A 23,769-nucleotide genomic window follows, 5' to 3' on the forward strand; every position below is an offset into this window, starting at 1 on the left:
GGATGATATATAATGGTGCAAAAGGTAAAGGAGAGAGTGAAAATTGAAGATATCTTAATGGCTCATAATTGCATGAAAGATATCGTTATTAAAACACCGTTACAACGTGATACAGTTTTATCTGAGAAATATGATTGTGACGTTTATGTAAAACGAGAAGATTTACAATTAATTCGCTCTTTCAAAATTCGTGGTGCATACAATTTGATTCAAAGTTTACCGAAAGAAAAGTTACAAAACGGTGTTGTTTGTGCAAGTGCTGGTAATCATGCGCAAGGAGTTGCTTATACATGTAATTTATTGAAGATTCCGTCGAAAATATTTATGCCCACAACAACACCGAAACAAAAAGTATCACAAGTACAATTTTTCGGTGGTGATTTCGCAGAGATTGTATTAGTTGGTGATACATTCGATAGCTCTTTCCAAGAAGCACAGTGTTATTGTGAAGAAAATAGAATGACATTTGTTCATCCGTTTGATGATCCGTATGTAGTTGCTGGTCAAGGGACAGTGGCAGTTGAAATTATGCATGATATGGAGAAACCGGTTGATTATATCTTTACGGCAATCGGCGGTGGTGGATTAGCATCAGGTGTTGGTACATATGTAAAAGGTGTTAGTCCTACTACAAAGGTTATTGGTGTAGAACCGATGGGAGCTGCCTCTATGAAAGAGGCTTTTCTTCAAAATGATAATGTCGCATTAGAGAAAATAGATAGTTTTGTTGATGGGGCAGCGGTTAAAAAGGTAGGAAAGTTAACTTTTGAAACTTGTAAAGATGTAATTGATGACATCGTTTTAGTACCAGAGGGGAAAGTTTGTACGACGATTTTAGAACTGTATAAGAAAAATGCGATTGTAGCTGAACCGGCTGGTGCACTCTCTATTGCAGCACTTGATTTATACAGTGATGAAATAAAAGGTAAAACAGTTGTATGTACGCTAAGTGGTGGAAATAATGACATTGATAGAATGCAAGAAATGAAAGAACGATCTCTCATTTATGAAGGGTTAAAGCATTATTTCATCATTGAATTCCCACAGCGTTCAGGCGCGTTAAGAGAATTTCTTGATAAAGGATTAGGGCCAGAAGATGATATTACTCGTTTTGAGTATATTAAGAAACATAATAAGGAAAATGGTCCAGCATTAGTCGGAGTAGAGTTAAAACATAAAGAAGATTATGAGCAATTAATTACTCGCTTTAAAGAAAATAATATTCAATTTATGGAGCTTAATAAAAACCCTGTTTTGTTTGATTTGCTTATTTAATAGAAGGGAAGAATAAGCATCTAAATAAAAAAGATAGATACAAGCGAGGAAATATAGTGCTTGTTCTATCTTTTTTATAGTTAAACTAGATACTCATTAAATTCAAGAAGAATAAAGCTAGTTAACCAAAAAAATATCGCAATGCGAATAATTACATACATAGTAAATTCAAAGGTAGTAAGTTTTCGTTCGCGTTTTATTTTTTTTAGAAATCTAACAGAAAAAACTGAACATAAAAGTAGAACGGCTATAGACATTTTATAAATATTTTCTAACAAACTTACATTTTCTAATAAGTTTTTCAGCATGTTTATCACCTATTCTGTAAAGTAGATTACAGAGAAATAGATCTTGAGCTGTCTAGTTTCGTTTATTTTTTATTTTCCCTGTATCATCAATTTCTACATCAGTTGAAATTGTTTGTAAATATTGAAGAGCTTTTTTCTTTTCTTCTTCATTTACAGGGGAAACTTGGTTGTTGCGAATGATATAAGGATTGAATGACATTTGGACATCCTTTCCTTTAAAAGTTAAAGTTAATACGCCAGTTTCGGCGCTTTTTCCATTCACATAACTTGGGAATAAAAAGTTACCTAATGAGTAAGCGATAGGAACTTTATTATAATACTCAAACCCTTGTAACCAATGTGGATGGCTTCCGACAATCGCGTTAGCTCCTGCTTCAACCATTTTAGGTACATATTGCTTTTGGTATTCTACCGGACGGTTTGATTTTTCAACGCCCCAATGCATATAGACGATTAAATAGTCTGCATCTTGTTTTTGTTCTTTAATTGTTTTTGTTACAAGATTTAAATCATAGCCATTCGCAACGCCAGGTTTATTCTCACGAGCTACCCAATTAGAATCAGGCATAAATCGAACGAAGGAAAGAAATTTAAACTTTTTCCCTTTTACGGTCATTTCTCGTGCTGTATATGCATCTTTTGCATTTTTTCCGGCTCCAATGTAAGGGAACTTTAATTTTTCTACGTGAGAAATCGTATCTAATAATCCATCTTGCCCATAATCAAGTGTGTGGTTATTCCCAATATTTACGATGTCATATCCAGTGTTTTTAATAGCTTGTAGTGTAGATGGATCACTTTTAATCCAAAACAATTGCCCAGGTGCTTTCTTTTCTTTCGTTGTAAATGCCGATTCTAAATTCACAAAAGAAATATCAGCTTTTTTTATTTCTTCTTTTACATGTTGGAATGGATAATCAGCCCCATTCTTTTCAATTATAGGACGTAATTGCCAATCAAACATTGTATCACCAGAGAAGGTGAGTGTGATTTCTTTGTCTTCTATTTTCTTTTCGCTTTTTGAAGCGGTTTTACTAGATTTGTTTTGTAAATCGTGTTTGTCTTTTGCTTTTGAAATAAAAGAGTAATTGATTAATAAAACAATCGGTGTAATGAAAAAGGCTATTAACAAAAATCGTTTTAGTAAAGTTTTCATATATACCTTCCCTTTTAATATTATCCCGCAATTAAATTAACACTGAATCTATTAAAGGTAATTAAAGTTACAAAAAAACAGCGGGTTATGTAGCGGAAAACATTTGTTAATATTCTCAATATTAAGTTAACATATAGATAACCTGTAAATCAATGTATAAACCAAAATATAGAAATAAAGAATTCGAAGGGTGAAGAATGAGAAATGGTTATATTAGGAGCAGTTGTAAATGGGATTTGTATTATATTTGGTACTTTACTTGGTAAATTATTTAGTAGGATTCCAGAAAGTATGAAAGGGACGATAATGCACGCAATCGGTTTAGCGGTTACTGTGCTTGGGCTTCAAATGGCATTAAAAAGTGAAAACTTTCTTGTTGTCATACTGAGTTTAGTGATTGGTACGGTAATTGGAGAATGGTTACAATTAGAAGAAAAGTTAAAACATTTAGGGGATTGGCTAGAAAATAAAGTTGGATCGAAGGGGAAAGGAAGCATATCAGAAGGTTTTGTAACAGCTACTTTAATTTTTGCAATTGGTGCGATGGGGATACTTGGTGCACTTGACAGTGGGATTCGCGGAAATCATAATATTTTATTTACCAAGGCAATTATCGATGGATTTATTTCTATTATATTAACGACAACTCTAGGAATTGGCGTAGTATTTTCGGCGATTCCAGTTGTTTTATATGAAGGTGGTATTGCAGTTTTTGCAACACAAATTAATAGTTTTGTCCCAAAAGAATTAATGAACCAATTTATAGTGGAGATGACGGCTACGGGCGGCATTATGATATCTGCTATCGGATTAAACTTACTCGGATTTATTAAAATTAAAGTGGCAAATTTACTTCCAGGTATATTAGTAGTGGGTGTAATTGTTTCAATTATTTATGGTTACGGTTTGTTAGTAAATTCGTAGAGGGTGGAAACACATATGGAGGAATTTCAATTTACAAAACGTGTGCATAAAATATTGGAGATTGCAGCAGAAGAGAGTGAGTATAACATAATTCACCCGGTCCATCTGTTTATAGGTATGTGTAAAGAAGGTACAGGAGTTTGCGCTGAGTTATATATGTATTTGTTTCATAAAGTCGGTCCAGATTTTTCAGAAAAACTTTCGTTACGAAAACGATTCGATTTACATAATCAAGAGTATAAAAAAATAGGGCAATATAAACTATCTTATAAGGCGATAGAAATTTTACAAATAGCGAAGAAACGTATGGAACGCTTTCAGCAAGTAGTAATCAATGAAGGACATATTATGTATGCGTTATTTCGTGTAGATACAGATATTGGCGAATTTATACATACACAAATGCAAGAAGATATATTACGTATTACAGCTGCACCGAGAGACTTAGCGGTTGATTTAAATAGTTTTAAACCTACTTATAACACATTATTTTGTCATGTAAGAAGAGCTAGTCCTTCTGATTTTGATAAGTTATCACGATTTGTGGCGGCTGAATTTTGTGAACGGTGGTTACAGTCGGTTGATTACGGATTTCGGACATATAATGAAAAGTTACCTATCTATATTGCACAGCAGGAGGAAGTAATAGTTGGTTTCGCCTGTTACGATGTAGTGAGAGGAAAGAAAGGATTGTTTGGTCCAATGGGCATAGCGAAACAAAATCGTGTGAAAGGTGTAGGAAAAGAATTATTGTATCATTGTTTATATAATATGAAGCAAGATGGATATGAATATGCGATTATTGGACAAGCAGGTCCCATTGAGTTTTACGAGAGAAATTGTAATGCTCGTTTAATACCGATAGATAATAAGTAACCAACTTCATATAGAGGAGTTGGTTTTATTATGAAAATGATGTAGAGATGTAGTGGTTTTTACTAGAAAATAGCGGGTTTTGTAGTAAATCTTGCATAAAAAGCAAATTACTAAACTTTTTACAAGAAAGGGTGTAGAATGGGTATCTAAAGAAAGAAGGTGTGAAAATGGCCAGCTGGAAACGAAATTTAATGATTTGTTGGCTAGGTTGTTTTACCACTGCAGCCGGTATGAGTTTAGTAATTCCTTTCTTATCTTTTTATATTGAGGAATTAGGAGTAACTGGCACTTCAAGTATTGCACAGTGGTCGGGACTTGCATTTGGTGTAACATTTTTAATGGGTGCGATCGTATCGCCAATATGGGGAAAGCTTGGTGATATACATGGACGGAAACTGATGCTTATTCGTGCTAGCCTCGGTATGGCGATTATTATGACGCTTATGGGGTTTGTAACGGATGTATATCAATTAGTCGCACTAAGATTTTTAATGGGAGCAGTATCTGGTTTCCTTTCAACCGCAATGACATTTATTGCAGCAGAAACTCCGAAAGAACATTCAGGATGGGCAATTTCTACAATTTCAACTGGTGGCGTGAGCGGTTCTTTACTTGGTCCATTACTTGGTGGATATTTGTCTGAGTTAATTGGAATGCGTCATGTCTTTCTTGTTACAGGAGCTTTTTTATTCCTTTCCTTTCTCATCGTTTTTTTCTTCTTGCATGAAGAAAATCACTCTGCTCAAGCAAAAAAAACACAGCCGAAAAAAGTATGGACGATGGTCCCAGCGAAGCATTTAATTATTAGTTTATTTGTAACAACATTTATTATTCAACTTGCTAATATGTCAGTTCAACCAATTGTTACATTGTACGTGAAAAATTTAGTAGGTCCTCATACTGCACATATTGAAACAATTGCGGGAGCAGTTATGTCAGCAACAGGATTAGCCGTTATTTTGGCAGCACCAAGACTAGGAAGATTATCAGATCATATCGGTCCTCAAAAAACGTTAGTTGTAGCGTTATTTGCTGCAGGAATTATTTTTATCCCGCAAGCATTTGTAACCTCAGCTTGGCAACTATTAATTCTTCGATTTTTATTAGGTATCGCACAAGCAGGATTATTACCTTCTGTACAAACTCTACTAAAACAACATACACCAACCCATGTTACGGGACGGATATTTGGATATAATCAATCATTTCAGTTTTTAGGAAATATGATTGGTCCAGTGCTCGGGGGACAAATTGCAGCACATGCAGGCTTCCAATATGTTTTCCTCTCTACATCATCACTATTATTTATTGCGTGTATCTGGGTTTATTTTCATAATAAGAACGAAGAGGTATCAGAGAAACAACATTTGGAAGTTAGTTAACTAAGTGAATAAAAAAAGGATGAAGCAATGATTGCTTCATCCTTTTCTTTAAAATTTAAGACATAGATAGCTTAATGTACCAAGCTCATAACTACGGTGAATGACTTCACCGCTATTTTCACCACTTCCCATAGCGATAAATAAAGGAACAAAATGTTCTGCTCTTGGTACTGCTAATTGTGCATGAGGAGCATTTTTCTCCCAATTAAACAATGCATCTTTATCGTTATGCTGCATATGTTTAATAATCCAATCATCAAATTCAATTGCCCATTTTTCAGGTGTAGTTTGATTCCATTTCAAAGCTCGTAAGTTATGGACGGTAACACCACTCCCGATTACTAAAATATCTTCTTGTCCGAGTCCTTTAAGTGCTTCTCCAATTTCAAATTGTTCTTTTGCAGAAAGGAATGGATTGACTGATATTTGCACGACAGGAATATTTGCTTCTGGATACATGCGGTGCAGGAGTGTCCATGAACCATGATCTAAACCTCTCGTCATATTATGATGGACTGAAATACCTTTGTTCTTAAATTTTGTTTCTAACATAGATGCAATGCTAGAAGAGCCTTTCGCACGATATTTGATTTCGTATAACTCAGGGGGAAAACCTCCAAAATCATAAATTGTTTCATACTCGTTATCTGATGAGGAAATCGTTAATACTTCACTTTCCCAGTGAGCAGTGAAAATAACAATTGCTTTCGGTTTATATGTTTCTCCAAGTGTTTTTAAAAATCGTGTATAGTCTGTATCTTGAATAGCGAGCATAGGCGAACCATGTGCTAAAAATAATGATGGCATCATAATAGTAGAAACCTCCTAAAAATTATATAGTTACTTTATGTAAGTTACTATATAATTTTATTTTAGGTTCGTCAAGAGATCAGTTTGAAAGCAAGTCTGAAAAATACATCATTTGTCATAATGAAAGCAATTACATATAATATAAAATAAGAAAAGTGAATGGATATTCATTTCTCTTAAAGGTATACATAATAGAGTTGGGAGCTGACGAAATGAATGTACAGGAAAGTTTCGTTACGGCATTGGATGGATCGGAAATTTATTTGCGTAAGTGGTTACCAGAAGGAGATCCGAGAGGAATTATTCAAATTGCACATGGCATGACAGAGCATGCAGGGGTGTATACAGAATTTGTGGATGCTTTATTGGAAGCAGGGTATGGTGTTTATGCGCATGATCATAAAGGACATGGGAAAACAGTAAAAAAAGAAGAAGATTATGGTCATTTTGAACCAAATATAGGGTGGAATCAAGTTGTATCGGATGTTATCTTTGTTTCAGAAAGGATAAAAGAAGAGCAGTCAAGTCCTTTGTTTTTACTTGGACATAGTATGGGTTCTTTTTTATCAAGACGTGCTGTACAACTTAGAGGCGAATTATATGATGGATTTCTGATTTCAGGAACAGGTGGAAATCCAGGGCTTTTAGGAGTTATTGGTCATAAAGTAGCAACAATCGAAATGAAGTTGCGCGGGGCAAAAACGAAAAGTCCAATGTTAAACTTTTTATCTTTCGGAAACTTCAATTCGAACTTTAAGCCAAATCGTACAAAATTTGATTGGTTATCTTCAGATAATAATCAAGTTGATAAATATATTGCGGATCCGTTATGTGGTTTCATTTGTACGACGAGTTTTTACCGAGAATTATTTTCTGGTGTATTAGAAGTAAATAAACTAGAAGAATACAAGAAGACGCCAAAGAATCTTCCAATACATATATTCTCTGGTGATCGTGATCCTGTTGGCGATATGGGGAAAGGTGTAAAAGAAGTATATGAAAACTATAAAAAATGTGGTGTGAAAGACGTGACACTACGTTTATATGAAAATGGTAGACATGAAATGTTTCATGAAGTAAATAAGGATGAAGTATTTAAAGATTTAATTTCGTGGTTAGATGCGCATAATAAATGAGAAAGATAATCCCAAACTGTTTGTAGTTTGAGATTATTTATTTTACAGAAATACGGGCAATAAATTCTTAAATTTACTTTACTTAATAAAAAATAAATCTTATTCTAGAGTCGTTAAAAAAATAAAGAAATATTGTATGAGAGGAAACCTCACTTTTCTGAAGTGAGGTTTTTTGTAGTAACGAAGTAATAGTGAATAAAACTAATTTTAAAAATAATTTAAAATCAAACTATTTATAAAGAAACAGATGCCTGTTCATAATAGTAGTATAATAGTGAATGAGGTGTTAATAGAATGGAAGATAGAACATTAGGTTTATTACTAGATGTTGTTGGTGAATTATTTTCAGATGAAATTTCAATTGCTGTTTCGAATACGAAAGAATATATTTACTATCGGCCAAGTAAACGAATTGATTTAAAGATTAGCGCTGGGGATCCTATAAAGGAAGGAACGATTGCTCATAAAGCGATGGTGATGAATCAAAAAACATCTGAGTTTATGAATCGGGATTTTTTTGGTATTCCTTATCATGGAATGGCTGTACCATTTTCAAACAATGGAAAGCTTGAAGGGTGCGTAACGGCAATTTATCCAGCTTTAACGGATGGAAAGTCAGTCGTTACTTTAAAAACAACAGATGGCTGGATTCCAGTTCCTTTTTCAAAGGTTATGTATTTAGAGGCTAAAGATAAAAAGACGTATGTGAATTCAGAAGAGTTATCAGGAACACATAAATACTCTCTGCAAGAATTCGAATACTTGCTTCCTAAAGATTCATTTATTAGATGTCACCGTTCGTTTATTGTAAATGTTAATCATATTAAAGCGATTTATCCTGATACCCATTCTACTTTTGTACTTTCGATGGATAATGGTGAGAGAGTACCAGTTAGTCAATCATACGCTAGTTATTTCCGTAAGCTTCTAGGATTCTAAATTTTTCTGCTTTAGAACCTAAATTTGCTGTTCTGTCTGAATTTTCGTTATTGTATACTAAAATCCCTATTTTGATAGTGTAAATGTGTAAAATAATTATGAATATTCAATGAGAGAGGGATTACATATGGAGAATAATTTAGATAGAATCAGAGATCAACGTCTAAAAGATCGGGTAGTTACACCTGAAGAAGCAGCTTCCTGGATTCAAAGTGGAATGACTTTAGGCTTAAGTGGGTTTACACGTGCAGGTGATGTAAAAGCAGTCCCATTTGCGCTTGTAAACCGAGTTAAGAATGATGAATCTTTTAAAGTAAATGTTTATACTGGGGCTTCTTTAGGCTCGGATGTAGACAAATTATTTGCTGAGGCAGGAATTTTAGGGAAAAGATTACCTTTCCAAGCTGACGCGACGATGCGAAAAGGAATTAATAACGGAGACTTTTTATTTGTGGATCAACACTTATCTCATACAGCAGAGTTACTCCGCGCTGACGTTCTGGATATAGATTTCGCTATTTTGGAAGCGGTTGCGATTACAGAGGACGGAATGATTATTCCAACCACTTCAATTGGAAATTCCTTAGCGTTTTCCTTAAATGCTAAGTCTATTATTATTGAAATGAATATGGCTCAATCCACGCAATTAGAGGGACTACATGATCTATATGAACCAGGTAAACAAGGGGAGAGGCTTCCAATTCCGCTTGTGAAAACAGATGACCGAATTGGAACAATCGGTATTCCAATTGATCCTGAAAAAGTAAAGGGAATTGTGTTTACGAATCAATTGGATTCGCCATCGACAATTGTTCCTCCGGATGAAGAAACGGTCATTATGGCACAGCATTTAATAGAATTCCTTCGAGAAGAAGTTAAAATAGGGCGATTAACAAATCGTTTAGCGCCGTTACAATCAGGAATTGGTTCAGTTGCTAACGCAGTATTGCATGGAATGTTAGATTCAGAATTTGAAGATTTAGAAGTGTATTCTGAAGTTTTACAAGATGCAGTTTTTGATCTTATGGATGCTGGAAAAGTCAATTTTGCTTCTTGTTGTTCTATCACGCTTTCTGAAGAGAAAATGCAACAAGTATTTTCTAACTTTGAAAAATATCGTGACAAATTAATGATGCGTCCGCAAGAGATTTCCAATCATCCTGAAATCATTCGTCGCCTTGGATTAATCTCAATTAATACTGCATTAGAATTAGATATATACGGAAATGTTAACTCTACTCACGTTTTAGGTACAAAAATGATGAATGGAATTGGTGGGTCTGGTGATTTTGCAAGAAATGCACGCCTAGCTATCTTTGTTACTAAATCGATTGCGAAAGGTGGTAACATTTCAAGTATTGTTCCTTTCGTTTCTCATGTAGACCATACTGAACATGATGTAGATGTTATTGTTACTGAACAGGGGTATGCCGACTTAAGGGGACTTGCGCCAAGAGAAAGAGTGGAACTTATTATTGAGAATTGCGCACATCCAATGTATCGTGATCAACTACGTGCTTATTACGAAGAAGCAAAAACAAGAGGTGGACAAACTCCTCATATTTTAGAAAAAGCTTTTTCTTGGCATACGAATTATGCTAAAAATGGAACAATGCTTGAAGCGGTAGTAGAAACTGTATAGGTTTGTATCGTACGAAATAGTAAAACGAATGAGTGAGTTTGAAGATTAAATTTTAGAAAAAGAGAACACCAACTTTTAGGGATGGTGTTCTTTTTCTTTAAAAAAATTGTACTGGTTATAATAAAGATTTATAAAAATAACCTCTAATTTATGAAAAAAAAGGTTTTTTGAAGTGCTTTCCGAATCAATTTAGTAGTTTACATATCGAAGGTGAGGAGAAAGAATCATGAAGATAAGAGAAGCGTTATTAAGTGAAGCAAATGAATTAAGTGAATTCGCACTACAATCAAAAGCAACGTGGGATTATAGTGAAGAATTCATACTTGCTTGTAAGGAAGATTTAACAATTACAGAAGAATACATAAAAAATAATTTTGTATATGTTTTAGAAAACGATAATGCGAAGATTGGCTTTTTCTCATTTTTACGTAATGATAAAGCTCTCGATTTCTTGTACATTCATCCTGATTACAAAGGAAAAGGTTACGGGAAAATACTTTGGGAGTACGTAATAGAAAAAGCCAATGAACTAGGATTAAAAAGTTTTACGATTGATAGTGATCCGAATGCAAAAGGATATTACTTGAAAATGGGGGCACAGTTAATAGGAGAGACACCATCAACTGTCTTTAAGGGTCGTGTACTGCCTCTTTTGAAATATGATGTGTAAAACTATTAATAGTAGGGGAAGATTAGAATGGATGATGTAAAGGAAAAAAGAATATATGAAGCACTAATAAAATCGTGGTCGATTGAAACGAGTTCAAAGTGGACAATTGAAAACCCAGCAAAGGGACAGTGTGGTGTAACGGCTCTAGTCGTTCAAGACATATATGGAGGAGAAATTAAAAAGACAAAAGTAAGAGAGGTATGGCACTTTTATAACTTTATAGATGGGCAGAGATTTGATTTTACAGAGACTCAATTCAATGGGAAATTGAATTATATGGATGTGGAATCAAATCGGAAAGAAGCATTTGCAGATACAAATGAAAAACAATATAGCATTTTGAAGGAAAAAGTAACGAAAGAATTCAAATTATCTTTTGACTCTTAATCTTTAATAAGTTACTATAATGGTGGTAACTTATTAAAGGGAACTTCATAGAGTTGAAAGGGGAAATACTTTTGAAAACAACTTATGTAAACGCTACAATTGTAACGATGAATGAACAAAACGAAGTGATAGAAAATGGATATATCATTGTAGAAAATGATCAAATTATAGATGTAAAGAGCGGAGAATTCGCTAATGATTTTGAAGTAGATGAAGTAATTGATATGAAAGGAAAGTGGGTTTTACCAGGGCTTGTAAATACACATACACACGTTGTAATGAGTCTCCTAAGAGGTATTGGCGATGATATGTTATTACAGCCGTGGCTTGAGACGAGAATTTGGCCACTGGAAAGTCAATTTACTCCCCAAATTGCGGTCGCTAGTACGGAATTAGGATTACTTGAGATGGTGAAAAGTGGTACAACATCATTCTCTGACATGTTTAATCCAATTGGAGTAGATCAAGACGCAATTATGGAAACGGTATCAAGGAGCGGGATGCGAGCTGCTGTTTCAAGGACTTTATTTAGCTTCGGAACGAAAGACGATGAAAAGAAAGCGATTGAAGAAGCTGAGAAATATGTGAAGCGTTACTATAACGAAAGTGGCATGTTAACTACGATGGTTGCACCACATAGTCCATATACATGTAGTACAGAATTGTTAGAAGAGTGCGCACGGATTGCAGTAGAGAATCAAACGATGGTTCATATCCATCTTTCTGAAACAGAGCGTGAAGTACGTGATATTGAAGCACAATATGGAAAACGTCCAGTAGAATATGCAGCGAGCTGCGGATTGTTTAAACGACCAACAGTTATTGCACACGGTGTAGTATTAAATGAAGATGAGCGTGCATTTTTAGCAGAAAATGACGTTCGAGTAGCTCATAATCCGAATAGTAATTTAAAACTAGGTTCTGGTATAGCGAATGTAAAAGCGATGCTAGAAGCAGGAATAAAAGTAGGAATTGCAACAGATAGTGTTGCATCTAACAATAATTTAGATATGTTTGAAGAAATGCGCATAGCGACTTTACTACAAAAAGGTATTCACCAAGATGCAACAGCTTTACCAGTTGAAACAGCTCTTACACTTGCGACAAAAGGAGCTGCTGAAGTAATCGGGATGAAACAAACAGGATCACTTGAGATTGGAAAATGTGCTGATTTCATTACAATTGATCCGTCTAATAAGCCTCATTTACAACCAGCGGATGAAGTGTTATCACACCTTGTATATGCTGCTAGTGGAAAAGATATAAGCGATGTAATTATTAACGGAAAACGTGTCGTTTGGAATGGCGAATGTAAAACGTTAGATGAAGAGCGTATTATATTTGAAGCAAGTCGTTATAAACGAGGTTTGCAAAGATAACTAATTATGTGGCAGTTGAAAAAGCTATCCTTTTAAAAGGATAGCTTTTTTCTTGAACGAATAAATATTCAAAAGAATGTCGCATCTTTCTGTTCATATTTCTGCTATAATATATAACGCTTTATAATATTTTATACTTAAGGAGAACAACTCATGAAGCGAAAAAAGAGCCATTTAATGGTAATGGCACTTGTTACATCTTTATTATTAACAGCTTGTAATAATAAAGCGAATAAAAGTGATACAGAGGTTAAAAAACAAGTGTTAAATGTAACAGTATCAGAAGAAATTCCTTCTCTGGACACTGCGAAAACGATGGATGGTACATCAGCACACGTTATGCAAAACATATTTGAAGGGTTATATGTATTAAATGATCAAGATCAGCCTACTCCAGCAGTAGCAAAATCGTTTAAAAGAAGTGAAGATGGTAAGAAATATACATTTAACTTGCGTAAAGATGCAAAATGGTCAAATGGAGATAATGTAACAGCAAATGATTTTATATTTGCATGGAAACGTGCAATTAACCCTGAAACGGCATCTCAATATGCATACATGCTCTTTTATGTGAAAAATGCGAAAGAGATTAATAAGGGAACAATGCCTCTTGATGCACTTGGGGTTAAAGCAATAAATAATTATACGTTAGAAGTTGAACTGGAACAGCCAGTTCCGTATTTTTTACAGTTGTTAGCACTACCTATATACTTACCACAGCATGAATCATTTTTGAAAGAACAAGGAAACAATTATGCATTGGAACCTAGTAATCTCATATATAACGGGCCATTTGTATTAGAAAAATGGAAGCATGAACAAGAGTTTCAATTAAAGAAGAATGCTGCATATTGGGATCGAAAGAAAGTGAAATTAGACGAAATAAACTTTCATATCGTAAAGGATACAATGACAGCTGTAAATTTATATGAAGCCGGAGATTTGGATCGAGTACCTATTAATTCGCAAATTGTAGACAAGTATAGAGGGAATAAGGAATTACATATGTCGAGTGATCCTGGAATTGCCATGCTTCGTTTTAATGAAAAAAATACCGCGTTAGCAAATAAAAAGGTGCGTCAATCTATTTCATTAGCGTTAAATAAAGATGATTTCGTTGCTCACTTTATTAATAACGGAGCAAAGCCTGCAAGTGGGCTTGTACCAGTTGGTCATGTAAATGAAGTGACCGGTAAAGATTTTAGAAAAGAAAACGGAGATCTTTCTTCATATGATTTGCAAAATGCGCAAAAGATTTGGAAAGAAGCAAAAAAAGAGCTTGAAGTAGAGCAAGTAAACCTCGAGTTTTTAACGTTTGAACAAGATAATGCAAAACGGATGGCAGAATATATAAAAGGTGATTTAGAAAAGAATTTGCAAGGACTCACGATACAAATTAAACAACAGCCATTTAAGCAAAAATTACAGTTAGAACAAGCAGGTGATTACGATATAACTATGGCAAATTGGGGACCTGACTATAAAGACCCAATTAGTTATTTAGAGTTATTTACGACAGGGAATCCGAATAATAAAATGAATTATTCTAATGTTCATTACGATGAATTAATAAAGAAAGCGAAAACGGATTTTGTACTAGATACGGAAAACCGATGGGAAGCGTTGCGAGAAGCCGAGCAGGTATTATTAGAAGATGCTGCGGTAGCGCCGCTTTATCATATTGGCTCAGCATATGTACAAAAGGATTATGTAAAAGGAATTGAAAAGCATCAATTTGGTGGTATTTATACTTATAAGAATGCTTATATTGCTAATGAATAAATACAAAAAACCTTACTTTTTAAAAGTAAGGTTTTTTACACATGAATTCTATTAAACCGATTTCAATAAAGCGTAAAAATTCGTATCATATGGGACATCATCTTGATACATATAATTTTTTAGAACGCCTTCTTTTTCAAAGCCTAATTTTAATAGTACTTTATTGGAAGCTTCATTTTCAAGAAATACAATTGCTCCAATCCGCTTTAAATGAATCGTATGGAAACCGTATGATATAACCTCAGAAACAGCTTCAGTCGCATATCCTTTTCCCCAGTGTTCAGGCAAAAAGGCATAACTTATATTGGCTCGTTTATGCTCAGAAGACCAATCGTGAAAACCAATGGTACCAATGAGTTCTTTCGTGTCTTTTAATTCGATTCCCCATTTTATACCGCTTCTTGCATTGTAACTCAACTTAAAATTATGAATGATTTGCTTCACTTGATCAATATCTTGTAACGGTTTTTGGCCATAATAGCGCAGTACATTAGTATTAGAAAAGCATTGTAGTATACGCGGTGCATCTTCTTCGGTAAGTTCTCTTAAAATGAGTCGGTCTGTTTTCAATATAGGAAACATGCTTTCACTCCATTTCTTTTGAAACTAGAATGTGTTGTTATTATATAATCTAGTCTGAAAATAAAGATTATTCAAGAGGGGAGTATGGTTTTAATTTATGATAAAATTGATTGTGGAATATATTTCAAAAAGAGGTTTGTATATGGAGAAAAATTCAATTTTAATTGTAGATGATGATCAAGATATTGTTCAATTTATAAAAGTGAATCTAATGCAAGAAGGTTTTAAAGTTTTTAGTGCTCATAACGGAGAAGAGGCTTTAGAAATAATAAATAATAACAGTATTCAACTTGCTATTTTGGATATTATGATGCCACAAATGGATGGGATAGAATTGTGTAGAAGGATTAGAGAGAAACATAGTTTACCAATTATGTTTTTAAGCGCGAAATCATCGGATGTCGATAAGGTAATTGGATTTAGTACTGGGGCAGATGATTATATTGTGAAGCCGTTCAGTACAATTGAATTTATCGCAAGAGTGAAAGCTCAATTAAGAAGGTATACATATTTCAACCAAAATGCTGTCCAAGTAATGGAAAAGAAAATAAATATTAGAGGTTTAGAAATAGATGAAGCGTCGAGAACTGTAATGTTATATGGAGAAACAATGAATCTTACGAAAACTGAATATGATATTTTACACTTAATGGCAGCCGCAAGGAATCGTGTGTTTACAATTGAAGAAATATATGAGAGCGTTTGGAACGAAAGAGCCTATGAAAGTAATAATACAGTAATGGTTCATATTGCAAGATTGAGAAATAAAATTGAAGAGAATCCAAAAGAACCGAAGTTTATACAAAATGTTTGGGGAGTCGGATATAAAATTGAAGATTAGATCTTTACAGGGTATTAGGGCGAAATTTTTTTTAGCTTTCATATGTAGCATCTTGTTAGCGACTGTAAGTATAATAGTGCTTCAAATTTTAGTTGGAAATATATATAGTCATGTTAATGCGTTAGAGGAAAAATATTCATTTTTATACTTTATAGTTTTTTTGATTTTTACTACGACATACTTTGCATGTATGACAAAAACAATGATGAAAAGATTGTCTGAAATTAATAAGAACGTGAAGGAAATAAGTAATGGTAATTTTGAAGTACATATACCTATTTCAAAAAATGACGAGATTGGTGAATTAGCGACGAATGTAAATAGAATGGCCAAAAGTTTAAAAGAGTCTATCGAGAATGAAAAAAAATCACAGGAAATGAAAAATGAAATGATTAGTAATATTTCTCATGATTTACGAACGCCAGTAACATCTTTAATCGGTTATGCGGACCTGTTAGGAAATAAACTCCATTCGAATGGAGAAGAATGTGAACAGTATGTAAGTATATTAAAGCGAAAAAGTTATGAATTAAAACATCAAGTAGATGATTTATTAGAATACTGTCAAATAAATTATAGAGAGATTGAATTACATAAAGATGAAGTAGATATGAAAGCATTAATTGAACAAATCATGATTGGCTTTGTACCACAATTAGATGATGCTAATATGAGCTTTTATATTAAAAGTGATGAAGTGCTGTATGTAGAAGTTGATGTGGCACTTATAGTGAGACTATTTGAAAATATAATAGGTAATAGTATTATGTATGGAAAAGATGGAAAGGAAATTATAATTGGAATTTCCAATAAAACAATGAATGTTGAAGTAGAAATTAAAAATTTTGGACAATGTATTCCGGAAGAGGACCTTCCTTACGTTTTTGAGAAATTTTATCGTAGTGAAAAATCACGTAGTTCTTATACTGGTGGGAAAGGAATGGGGCTTGCAATTTCAAAAAGTATAGCCGAGCTCCATCAAGGGGATCTAACTGTACGTAGTAACGATAAAGAAACAGTTTTCACTGTGAAATTACCGCAGTATAAAAAAGTAAGAAAGTCGTAAGTATTTCTTTTATATGTCGTAATTTTTACTTTGTATCATTGAGAAAAAGGATATGAGAGTAGGGATGCGACATGTGGAAGAAATTTTTATTAGTGATTATAGTTTCTTTTTTAATTATAAGTTGGATCTTAGTTTATGTAGCTAATGGTGTTACATCAGTTTTTGTTTGGTGGAGTATTCAGGCTTTTAGTTTTATTTCAGTTTTCCTCTTGGTAGGATCAGTAATAATATTTTTTTGGAAAGGCATTTTTAGAAAGCGGATAGATAGAACGCTATTTTTAATCATTCTGTTTTCTATCATTGGAGCTTGGCCTGTCGGTTGGTTTGCTAATATAGGTAGAATTGCTTACCCAGCAGATATACAATCTATGAGTCCTAAAGCAGTAGTTCGTGTTCCTTTGAATGAACGAGCATTAATAGGCTGGGGCGGTGATCAGTTAGAAACGAACTATCATGTTATAAAGCCAAATGAAAGGTGGGCATATGATATCCTCATTCCACCTGCTGAAGTGAAAAGTAGTAAGTTAGAGGATTACGGAATATATGGAGCGAAAGTAATGGCACCAGCTTCTGGGACGGTTGTATCAATCAATAATGATGAAAAAGATTTAATTCCCGGATTGGATGATTTTCAGTCAATGGCAGGGAATTACATATATTTACGGATAGATGAAACAGAGACATTTTTGATTCTTGCCCACTTAAAGAAAGGGTCCATTAAAGTTAGAGAAGGACAACGTGTAAATGAAGGAGAATTTCTTGCTCAAGTCGGTAACTCAGGAAGTTCAAGTGAGCCACATTTACATATCCATCATCAAAGGCAAAATCCGTCTAAGGTAAGTATGTTTTTTGCGGAAGGATTGCCACTTTACTTTCGAACTGAAAATGGTGTCATGATGCCGGAAAGAGGGACATACATAAGTGGTAACTAGAAGAAAATCATTTCATCCAAAAAGGGTATTCCAAATTAAAATTGGAATACCCTTTTTCATTATCCTACAAATGTTTGATACAGTAAGAAGATATTTAAAATGATAACGAGTGCTGCAATTATCCAAGCGATAAATGTTGTTATACGGTGGTTAACGAGTGCACCCATAATCTTTTTGTTACTTGTAAACATAATAAGTGGTACTAGCGCAAATGCAATACCGAATGATAAGACGACTTGGCTCATGACTAGAGCGTAAGTTGGATTTACACCTAAAGCGATAATAACTAATGGTGGAATCATTGTAATAAATCGGCGTAAGTATAACGGAATATGCATGCGAATGAAACCTTGCATAATAATATCACCCGACATTGTACCGACAGAAGAGCTAGATAGTCCTGCTGATAAAAGTCCAATCCCAAATAATGCAGCCGATACAGGACCTACTAAATTGGTAAATTGAGTGTAAGCAACATCTAAATCTTCAACGTGCAAGCCGTTTTTAAAGAATAGTGCAGCAGCAACAATTAACATACTTGCATTAATTGCTCCAGCAATAACCATTGCAATAATAATATCGATAAATTCGAAACGAAAAATCTTTTTCTTTTGTTCGTCAGTTGTTCCGACCACGCGGCGTTGTGTTAATGCAGAATGCAAGTATATTGCATGTGGCATAACTGTTGCACCTAAAATCCCTGCTGCAAGTAATATACTGTCTACACCTTGGAATTTTGGAATAAATAGTCCTGAAAGAAGGGGACTTAATTCTGGTTTTGCATAAAAAACTTGAATCCCAAAAGCGATTACTACAATGAAAATCATTCCTGTAATAATAGCTTCTAGTGGACGAAATCCTCTACGTTGAAACTCAAGAATAATAAATGATCCGGCTGCAGTAATTAAAGCGGCAGGTAGCATCGGGATTCCAAATAGTAAGTAAAGCCCCAAAGCAGCTCCAATAAATTCCGCTAAATCTGTAGCCATAATAACTAGTTCACCTTGTATCCATAAGCCGATAGACACAGGCTTTGGAAAGTTTTCACGAGCTATTTCGGGTAAATTGTTTCCTGTAGCAATTCCTAATTTAGCTGATAAAGTTTGGATTAATACAGCCATTAAGTTAGAAGCGAGTATAACCCATAATAGTAAATATCCATATTGTGAACCAGCTGCGATATTTGTAGCAAAGTTGCCAGGATCAATATAAGCAACGGACGCGATAAAAGCGGGTCCTAAAAATGGTAACAGTCTTTTCCAGCCTTTTGTTTCTCCACTTAAAGCTAAGTGAGCTGATTGTACAGTTGTACTTTCAGAAGGGAGATGTTCATCTTTTGTTATATCTTTATTCATAGTAGTTTTCCCCTTTAAAATGTTAACTTGATGAAATTATTGTATTTATTCTTACTCATTATTTCAATACATTTAAATATATTATATGGTAATTTCATTTGAACACGAAAGTTTCCTTAATGCAAATTATATGCCTTTATGCAATGGATGGTGTGATAACGTAAAATGAATTGGGAGTTTATGGTGTGATGACGTGGGGAAACATAGTGAATTAAAGGGCTGTTTTTGAAATTTATGTGAACATAAAGCCGATAATACAGCATATTAATTGATGGAATTGCATTTGTATGATATATAATATATTGGGATTACAACATAACCATAGTGTTTTGGTGTGTAATCTTGTTTTTTATTTTTGTTAACTGATAGAAAATAGTATAAAGAAAAGAAAATGGGATTCATTTTCTTATTATATATGTTTTGATATGAACGTTAACTTATACATGATTTAAAAAATTAGATAGGTGGTAGAAATACATTGGCAACTACAAAACCATACAGAGTATTACTATATTACATGTACACAACAATTGAAAACCCAGAAGAATTCGCGGCAGAGCATTTAGCATTTTGTAATTCACTTGAATTAAAAGGAAGAATTCTTGTAGCAAAAGAAGGTATTAACGGAACTTGTTCTGGAACTGTAGAACAAACAGAGAAATACATGGAAGCAATGAACAATGATCCACGTTTCGATGGCATCGTATTTAAAATAGATGAAGCTGATGGTCATGCATTCAAGAAAATGCACGTGCGTCCTCGTCCAGAGTTAGTTACACTTCGTCTAGAAGATGACATTAACCCGCACGAAATAACTGGGAAGTATTTAGAGCCAAAAGATTTTTATGAAGCAATGAAACAAGAAGATACCGTTATCATTGATGCACGAAATGATTATGAATTTGATTTAGGTCACTTCAAAGGTGCGATTAAACCTGATATCGAATCCTTCCGTGAATTACCAGATTGGATTCGTGAAAACAAAGAAGTACTTGAAGGTAAAAAGATTTTAACTTATTGTACAGGCGGAATTCGTTGTGAGAAGTTTTCTGGTTGGTTAGTTCGTGAAGGCTATGAAGATGTAAGTCAGCTTCACGGCGGAATTGTAACGTACGGAAAAGACCCAGAAGTACAAGGTGAGCTTTGGGATGGACAATGTTACGTGTTCGATGAGCGTATCGCTGTACCAGTAAACCAAAAAGAACATGTTATCGTTGGTAAAGACCACTTTACAGGTGAACCTTGTGAGCGCTATGTAAACTGTTCAAATCCAGAATGTAATAAGAAAATTTTATGTTCTGAAGAAAACGAAGCGAAATATTTACGTGCATGTTCTAATGAATGTCGTGTAAGTCCACGTAACCGCTACGTAATACAACATGAATTAACGGAAGAGCAAGTAGCTGCTGCATTAGAGCAAATCGAAGCAGGGAAGTAAACTGAATTCTTATAGTAAAAGGGGTACTCCAAGTTTAATTTTGGAGCACCCTTTTTTTATTATACGGTTCTGTCATTTGTCGGTTTTTGTCGGTAAGTCGATATATCTTAAAAATCGCTGATATATTTCGAGTTGCGCTGATATATCTTAAAAATCGCTGATATATTTCGAGTTGCGCCGATATAATCGGAAAATCGCTGATAAAAATTTCACTTACTGCAGCGCACCAAGAATTTGAAAATAACTTTCTTTAATTTTTATCTTCTTTCTCTTTAACGGCAGAAAGTACAGTTTGTTTTACCCAAGCTTTTCTTCGTTTATGCTGTAAACCCCATTGGTATAAACTTTGGGCTCCTAAAATAAGTGAAATGACAATGCCGCTAATCGCAATTAATAGAGCGAAAAATTCAAGAGGTGACGATATTTTGTTTGAATCGGTGTTTCTTAAAAGGTCAATCATAGTAAACCCTAACATTTGGCCCACTACAGAGTAGAGCGTTAAAATTAATAATAAGAGGCTATCTTTTTTAGAGGCGACATTTTCTTGATATTTAAACAAACTATCAAGATTTTGTTTCGCGTTCGAGTATAGAACCTCAATATTAAAAAGTTTTCTTAAGCGGAAGAAAATATCTTCACTTTGTGATTGGGATACTAATTCTAAAGAAAAATAATTAGCAGTGAACGAATTGATCGAATAAATTAATTTCTCTATTTCATTAGTATCTTGTTCAATGTTTAGCTCAGCATAGGCGTTTGCCATTTTTAATAAAACAATTTTATGGAATAGGTTTAATAATAAAGCGTAATAAAATTCCCCGTACATTTGACTAGCAAGTTTAGCGATTTCGCGTTCTCCTTCATTTGTTACACATGTAAAAATATGTTCTTCCATTATGAAATAACGATTTGGAGCCCATCTCTGGTAAGCGTGTTTTTTTAAATAGTCATGAATGTAAGGAAGGTTATTTGCACTCACATATGGCTTACCATCACTTGTTAATCCGGAAAGACTAGAAGTACGATAAACATCCACTTCATTAAGTTCCATACCTTCTTTTAGTGACAATAAAGTTTGGACGTACATTCTTTGGTCTTCGAAGAAAGGGAAGGTTTGAAAGTATGAACTTCTTAATCTCTTCTTTTCAAAGAAATCAGTTACGCCATGAAATAAATAACCAAAAATGAATTTTTCAACTTGGGAATACTTTTTTCCGTTACATTCAATACAAATAGTCTCATTTGTATCATTTTTAGTTTCAAGTACACGGAAGCGAGCAGCGAATTCGATTGCTTCAGATAAAGTCATGTTTGGAGCAGTGTTTACTTCTGTTCGAATTGTTAAGAAGCCAAGTTCATAAGGACAAAGTGTTACATCAATAGAGTGTATCTTGAATGGGATTGAAATAAGGTTTGTTGTTAAATATCCAGTTAAGTTAAGGTCCTTTGAATAACGTTGCAAGCCCTTTTGATGCTCTGAGTGAGGAAAGAGAATTTTATTTGTAAATGAAAGATAGTATGCTTCCATATTTTGATGTGAAACTTTAAACTCCCCATAATATGTATTTTCATCATAGAGATGATCAAGCCGAAAAGGACGGAAATCGTTTTTTTGTAAGAAAGGGAACATATTTTGTTCATATCCAGCTTTAAAAGAAAACGGGAATATAAATTGAAATATAGCTGTTGCTACATCTTTTTCCTCAATTGCTTGTATTGCCTCCATCTACATTGTTTCCTTTCCATATATGCTATAGAAACAACATGCCCAAATTTATTTGAAAATAACCACTGTTTTATACTCGATTGAGAGTGAAAATTCAGCTTATTTAGCAGAGGACATGTATAATGTTATGTATACTAAAAGTTATAAAATTGTATTTTGAAAAGGGGGATGCTGTATGCGGATTTTAGTATTAGGCGCTGGTGGAGTCGGAGGATTTTTTGGTGGCAGATTAGTCGAAAAGGGAGAAGATGTTACATTTCTTGTTCGTAGTAAACGGAAAAAACAATTAGAGGAAAGAGGACTTGTAATCCGAAGTGTTAACGGGGATTTTTCCTTTCAACCGAAATTAATAACGAAGGAAGAGAGAACTTCTCCATTTGATGTCATTTTATTTTCAACAAAAGCGTATCACTTAAACGAGGCAATTCAAGATTTGAAGCCGTTTGTTGGCGAAGGTACTGTAATCATTCCATTGTTAAATGGTATCGCTCATTTATCACTATTACAAAAAGAATTCGGCGAAGAAAAAGTACTTGGCGGTTTATGCTTTATCGAGACGACGTTAAACGATCAAGGAGAAATTGTACAAACTAGCGCTGCCAACAGACTTGTGTTTGGAGAAATTAAGTCTCAAAATTCAGAGAGAGTAAAGCATATTTCTAAAGCATTTGCAGGTACGAAATCTAGTTTTGTTTTAAGTGAAAATATTACGCAAGATATGTGGCATAAATATTTATTTATTACTGTAATGTCCGGTGTGACAACGTTAATGCGTGCACCAATTGGACCAATTCGTGAAAGTGAAGGCGGCCGTGATTTTATCCGTAATGTATTTGAGGAATCTGTACAAATTATGAAAGTATTAGGAGCTCCAATAAAGGTTAATATTGCCCAGGAACATATGAAAACAATTGATAAAATTTCGTATGATATGAAGTCATCGATGCAACGTGATATGGAGAAGGGTTCGTTTATTGAAGGGAAGCACTTGCAAGGATATTTACTGGATGTAGCAGAGCAATTTTCTATAGCGGCACCATTATTAGGCACTATATATCAAAATTTAAAGGTGTATGAAGAGATGACCTTTAACAGATCTGTAATAGAATTAGATGTATGAAAAAATAAAAAAGATAGCAATATATAAGTGTATTGCTATCTTT

Annotated in this window: 22 protein-coding genes; 16 read left to right on the forward strand and 6 right to left on the reverse strand. The window is 34.1% G+C overall.

All coding sequences use genetic code 11. The annotated features are described in order from the left end of the window. Positions 1–12: 12 nt before the first annotated feature. Positions 13–1,275, forward strand: a complete 1,263-nt coding sequence (gene ilvA / locus HMPREF2590_RS09570; protein WP_000250325.1) for a threonine ammonia-lyase IlvA — start codon at positions 13–15, stop codon at positions 1,273–1,275. A gap of 80 nt (positions 1,276–1,355) precedes the next feature. On the opposite strand, the gene HMPREF2590_RS09575 is transcribed toward ilvA, so the two are convergent. After that, the gene (locus tag HMPREF2590_RS09575; protein WP_000916802.1) at positions 1,356–1,583 is read right to left on the reverse strand and encodes a hypothetical protein; all 228 of its coding nucleotides are present in this window, start codon (positions 1,581–1,583) and stop codon (positions 1,356–1,358) included. Positions 1,584–1,635: 52 nt separating this feature from the next. Continuing rightward, complete coding sequence (locus HMPREF2590_RS09580) at positions 1,636–2,739, reverse strand: CapA family protein (protein WP_000854527.1); 1,104 nt, start codon at positions 2,737–2,739, stop codon at positions 1,636–1,638. 204 nt (positions 2,740–2,943) lie between these two features. Between HMPREF2590_RS09580 and HMPREF2590_RS09585 the strand changes: the two genes are divergently transcribed. From HMPREF2590_RS09585 to HMPREF2590_RS09595, 3 genes are all read left to right on the forward strand, one after another. Beyond that, positions 2,944–3,663, forward strand: coding sequence for a DUF554 domain-containing protein (locus HMPREF2590_RS09585; protein WP_000236036.1), 720 nt, complete (start codon positions 2,944–2,946; stop codon positions 3,661–3,663). 15 nt (positions 3,664–3,678) lie between these two features. Then, positions 3,679–4,539 (forward strand): GNAT family N-acetyltransferase, encoded by an 861-nt coding sequence (locus tag HMPREF2590_RS09590; protein ID WP_000390847.1) that lies wholly within the window; start codon positions 3,679–3,681, stop codon positions 4,537–4,539. 167 nt (positions 4,540–4,706) lie between these two features. Further along, positions 4,707–5,921: a multidrug efflux MFS transporter gene (locus HMPREF2590_RS09595; RefSeq protein WP_000179301.1), complete on the forward strand. Its 1,215-nt coding sequence runs from the start codon at positions 4,707–4,709 to the stop codon at positions 5,919–5,921. Between the two features lie 48 nt (positions 5,922–5,969). Here HMPREF2590_RS09595 and HMPREF2590_RS09600 read toward each other — a convergent pair whose 3' ends face one another. Further along, the gene (locus tag HMPREF2590_RS09600) at positions 5,970–6,731 is read right to left on the reverse strand and encodes a DODA-type extradiol aromatic ring-opening family dioxygenase (RefSeq protein WP_000982910.1); all 762 of its coding nucleotides are present in this window, start codon (positions 6,729–6,731) and stop codon (positions 5,970–5,972) included. A gap of 212 nt (positions 6,732–6,943) precedes the next feature. Between HMPREF2590_RS09600 and HMPREF2590_RS09605 the strand changes: the two genes are divergently transcribed. The 7 genes from HMPREF2590_RS09605 (at position 6,944) to HMPREF2590_RS09635 (ending at position 14,666) form a co-directional block, all read left to right on the forward strand. Next, positions 6,944–7,867, forward strand: a complete 924-nt coding sequence (locus HMPREF2590_RS09605) for an alpha/beta hydrolase (protein WP_001102587.1) — start codon at positions 6,944–6,946, stop codon at positions 7,865–7,867. A gap of 294 nt (positions 7,868–8,161) precedes the next feature. Continuing rightward, the gene (locus tag HMPREF2590_RS09610; RefSeq protein WP_050821765.1) at positions 8,162–8,806 is read left to right on the forward strand and encodes a LytTR family DNA-binding domain-containing protein; all 645 of its coding nucleotides are present in this window, start codon (positions 8,162–8,164) and stop codon (positions 8,804–8,806) included. Between the two features lie 127 nt (positions 8,807–8,933). Then, complete coding sequence (locus HMPREF2590_RS09615) at positions 8,934–10,448, forward strand: acetyl-CoA hydrolase/transferase family protein (RefSeq protein ID WP_000429821.1); 1,515 nt, start codon at positions 8,934–8,936, stop codon at positions 10,446–10,448. A 226-nt stretch (positions 10,449–10,674) separates the two neighbouring features. Continuing rightward, positions 10,675–11,118: a GNAT family N-acetyltransferase gene (locus HMPREF2590_RS09620; RefSeq protein WP_000701894.1), complete on the forward strand. Its 444-nt coding sequence runs from the start codon at positions 10,675–10,677 to the stop codon at positions 11,116–11,118. A gap of 27 nt (positions 11,119–11,145) precedes the next feature. Then, positions 11,146–11,505: a YunG family protein gene (locus HMPREF2590_RS09625; RefSeq protein WP_000342912.1), complete on the forward strand. Its 360-nt coding sequence runs from the start codon at positions 11,146–11,148 to the stop codon at positions 11,503–11,505. A 53-nt stretch (positions 11,506–11,558) separates the two neighbouring features. Next, on the forward strand, positions 11,559–12,884 hold the full coding sequence (locus HMPREF2590_RS09630; RefSeq protein ID WP_002004854.1) for a bifunctional S-methyl-5'-thioadenosine deaminase/S-adenosylhomocysteine deaminase: 1,326 nt from the start codon (positions 11,559–11,561) through the stop codon (positions 12,882–12,884). A 153-nt stretch (positions 12,885–13,037) separates the two neighbouring features. Next, on the forward strand, positions 13,038–14,666 hold the full coding sequence (locus HMPREF2590_RS09635; protein WP_000823520.1) for a peptide ABC transporter substrate-binding protein: 1,629 nt from the start codon (positions 13,038–13,040) through the stop codon (positions 14,664–14,666). Between the two features lie 51 nt (positions 14,667–14,717). Here HMPREF2590_RS09635 and HMPREF2590_RS09640 read toward each other — a convergent pair whose 3' ends face one another. Next, entirely contained in the window at positions 14,718–15,248 is a 531-nt protein-coding gene (locus tag HMPREF2590_RS09640; RefSeq protein WP_000483972.1) for a GNAT family N-acetyltransferase, read from the reverse strand. A gap of 142 nt (positions 15,249–15,390) precedes the next feature. On the opposite strand from HMPREF2590_RS09640, the gene HMPREF2590_RS09645 reads away from it, so the two are divergent. The 3 genes from HMPREF2590_RS09645 to HMPREF2590_RS09655 all read left to right on the forward strand — a co-directional run bounded on the left by HMPREF2590_RS09645 (position 15,391) and on the right by HMPREF2590_RS09655 (position 18,087). Continuing rightward, on the forward strand, positions 15,391–16,089 hold the full coding sequence (locus HMPREF2590_RS09645) for a response regulator transcription factor (RefSeq protein ID WP_000414525.1): 699 nt from the start codon (positions 15,391–15,393) through the stop codon (positions 16,087–16,089). Further along, entirely contained in the window at positions 16,055–17,155 is a 1,101-nt protein-coding gene (locus HMPREF2590_RS09650) for a HAMP domain-containing sensor histidine kinase (RefSeq protein WP_050552124.1), read from the forward strand. The genes HMPREF2590_RS09645 and HMPREF2590_RS09650 overlap by 35 nt, the downstream gene beginning before the upstream one ends. A gap of 71 nt (positions 17,156–17,226) precedes the next feature. Next, positions 17,227–18,087, forward strand: a complete 861-nt coding sequence (locus tag HMPREF2590_RS09655; protein ID WP_000265535.1) for a M23 family metallopeptidase — start codon at positions 17,227–17,229, stop codon at positions 18,085–18,087. A 59-nt stretch (positions 18,088–18,146) separates the two neighbouring features. Here HMPREF2590_RS09655 and HMPREF2590_RS09660 read toward each other — a convergent pair whose 3' ends face one another. Further along, positions 18,147–19,442, reverse strand: coding sequence for an Nramp family divalent metal transporter (locus tag HMPREF2590_RS09660; RefSeq protein WP_001030677.1), 1,296 nt, complete (start codon positions 19,440–19,442; stop codon positions 18,147–18,149). A 478-nt stretch (positions 19,443–19,920) separates the two neighbouring features. Between HMPREF2590_RS09660 and trhO the strand changes: the two genes are divergently transcribed. Beyond that, on the forward strand, positions 19,921–20,880 hold the full coding sequence (gene trhO / locus HMPREF2590_RS09665; RefSeq protein WP_000246218.1) for an oxygen-dependent tRNA uridine(34) hydroxylase TrhO: 960 nt from the start codon (positions 19,921–19,923) through the stop codon (positions 20,878–20,880). Between the two features lie 250 nt (positions 20,881–21,130). Here the strand turns inward: trhO and HMPREF2590_RS09670 are convergent, their stop codons facing one another. Then, positions 21,131–22,606: a hypothetical protein gene (locus tag HMPREF2590_RS09670; RefSeq protein ID WP_000387425.1), complete on the reverse strand. Its 1,476-nt coding sequence runs from the start codon at positions 22,604–22,606 to the stop codon at positions 21,131–21,133. 175 nt (positions 22,607–22,781) lie between these two features. Here HMPREF2590_RS09670 and panE point away from each other — a divergent pair, with 175 nt between their 5' ends. Further along, positions 22,782–23,726 carry a 2-dehydropantoate 2-reductase gene (gene panE, locus HMPREF2590_RS09675; RefSeq protein ID WP_001221896.1) on the forward strand — a complete coding sequence of 315 codons (945 nt, stop codon included), beginning with the start codon at positions 22,782–22,784 and terminating at the stop codon, positions 23,724–23,726. Positions 23,727–23,769 lie beyond the last annotated feature (43 nt).

It is taken from the genome of Bacillus sp. HMSC036E02 (genome assembly GCF_001836235.1).
Taxonomy (GTDB): Bacteria; Bacillota; Bacilli; order Bacillales; family Bacillaceae_G; genus Bacillus_A; species Bacillus_A cereus.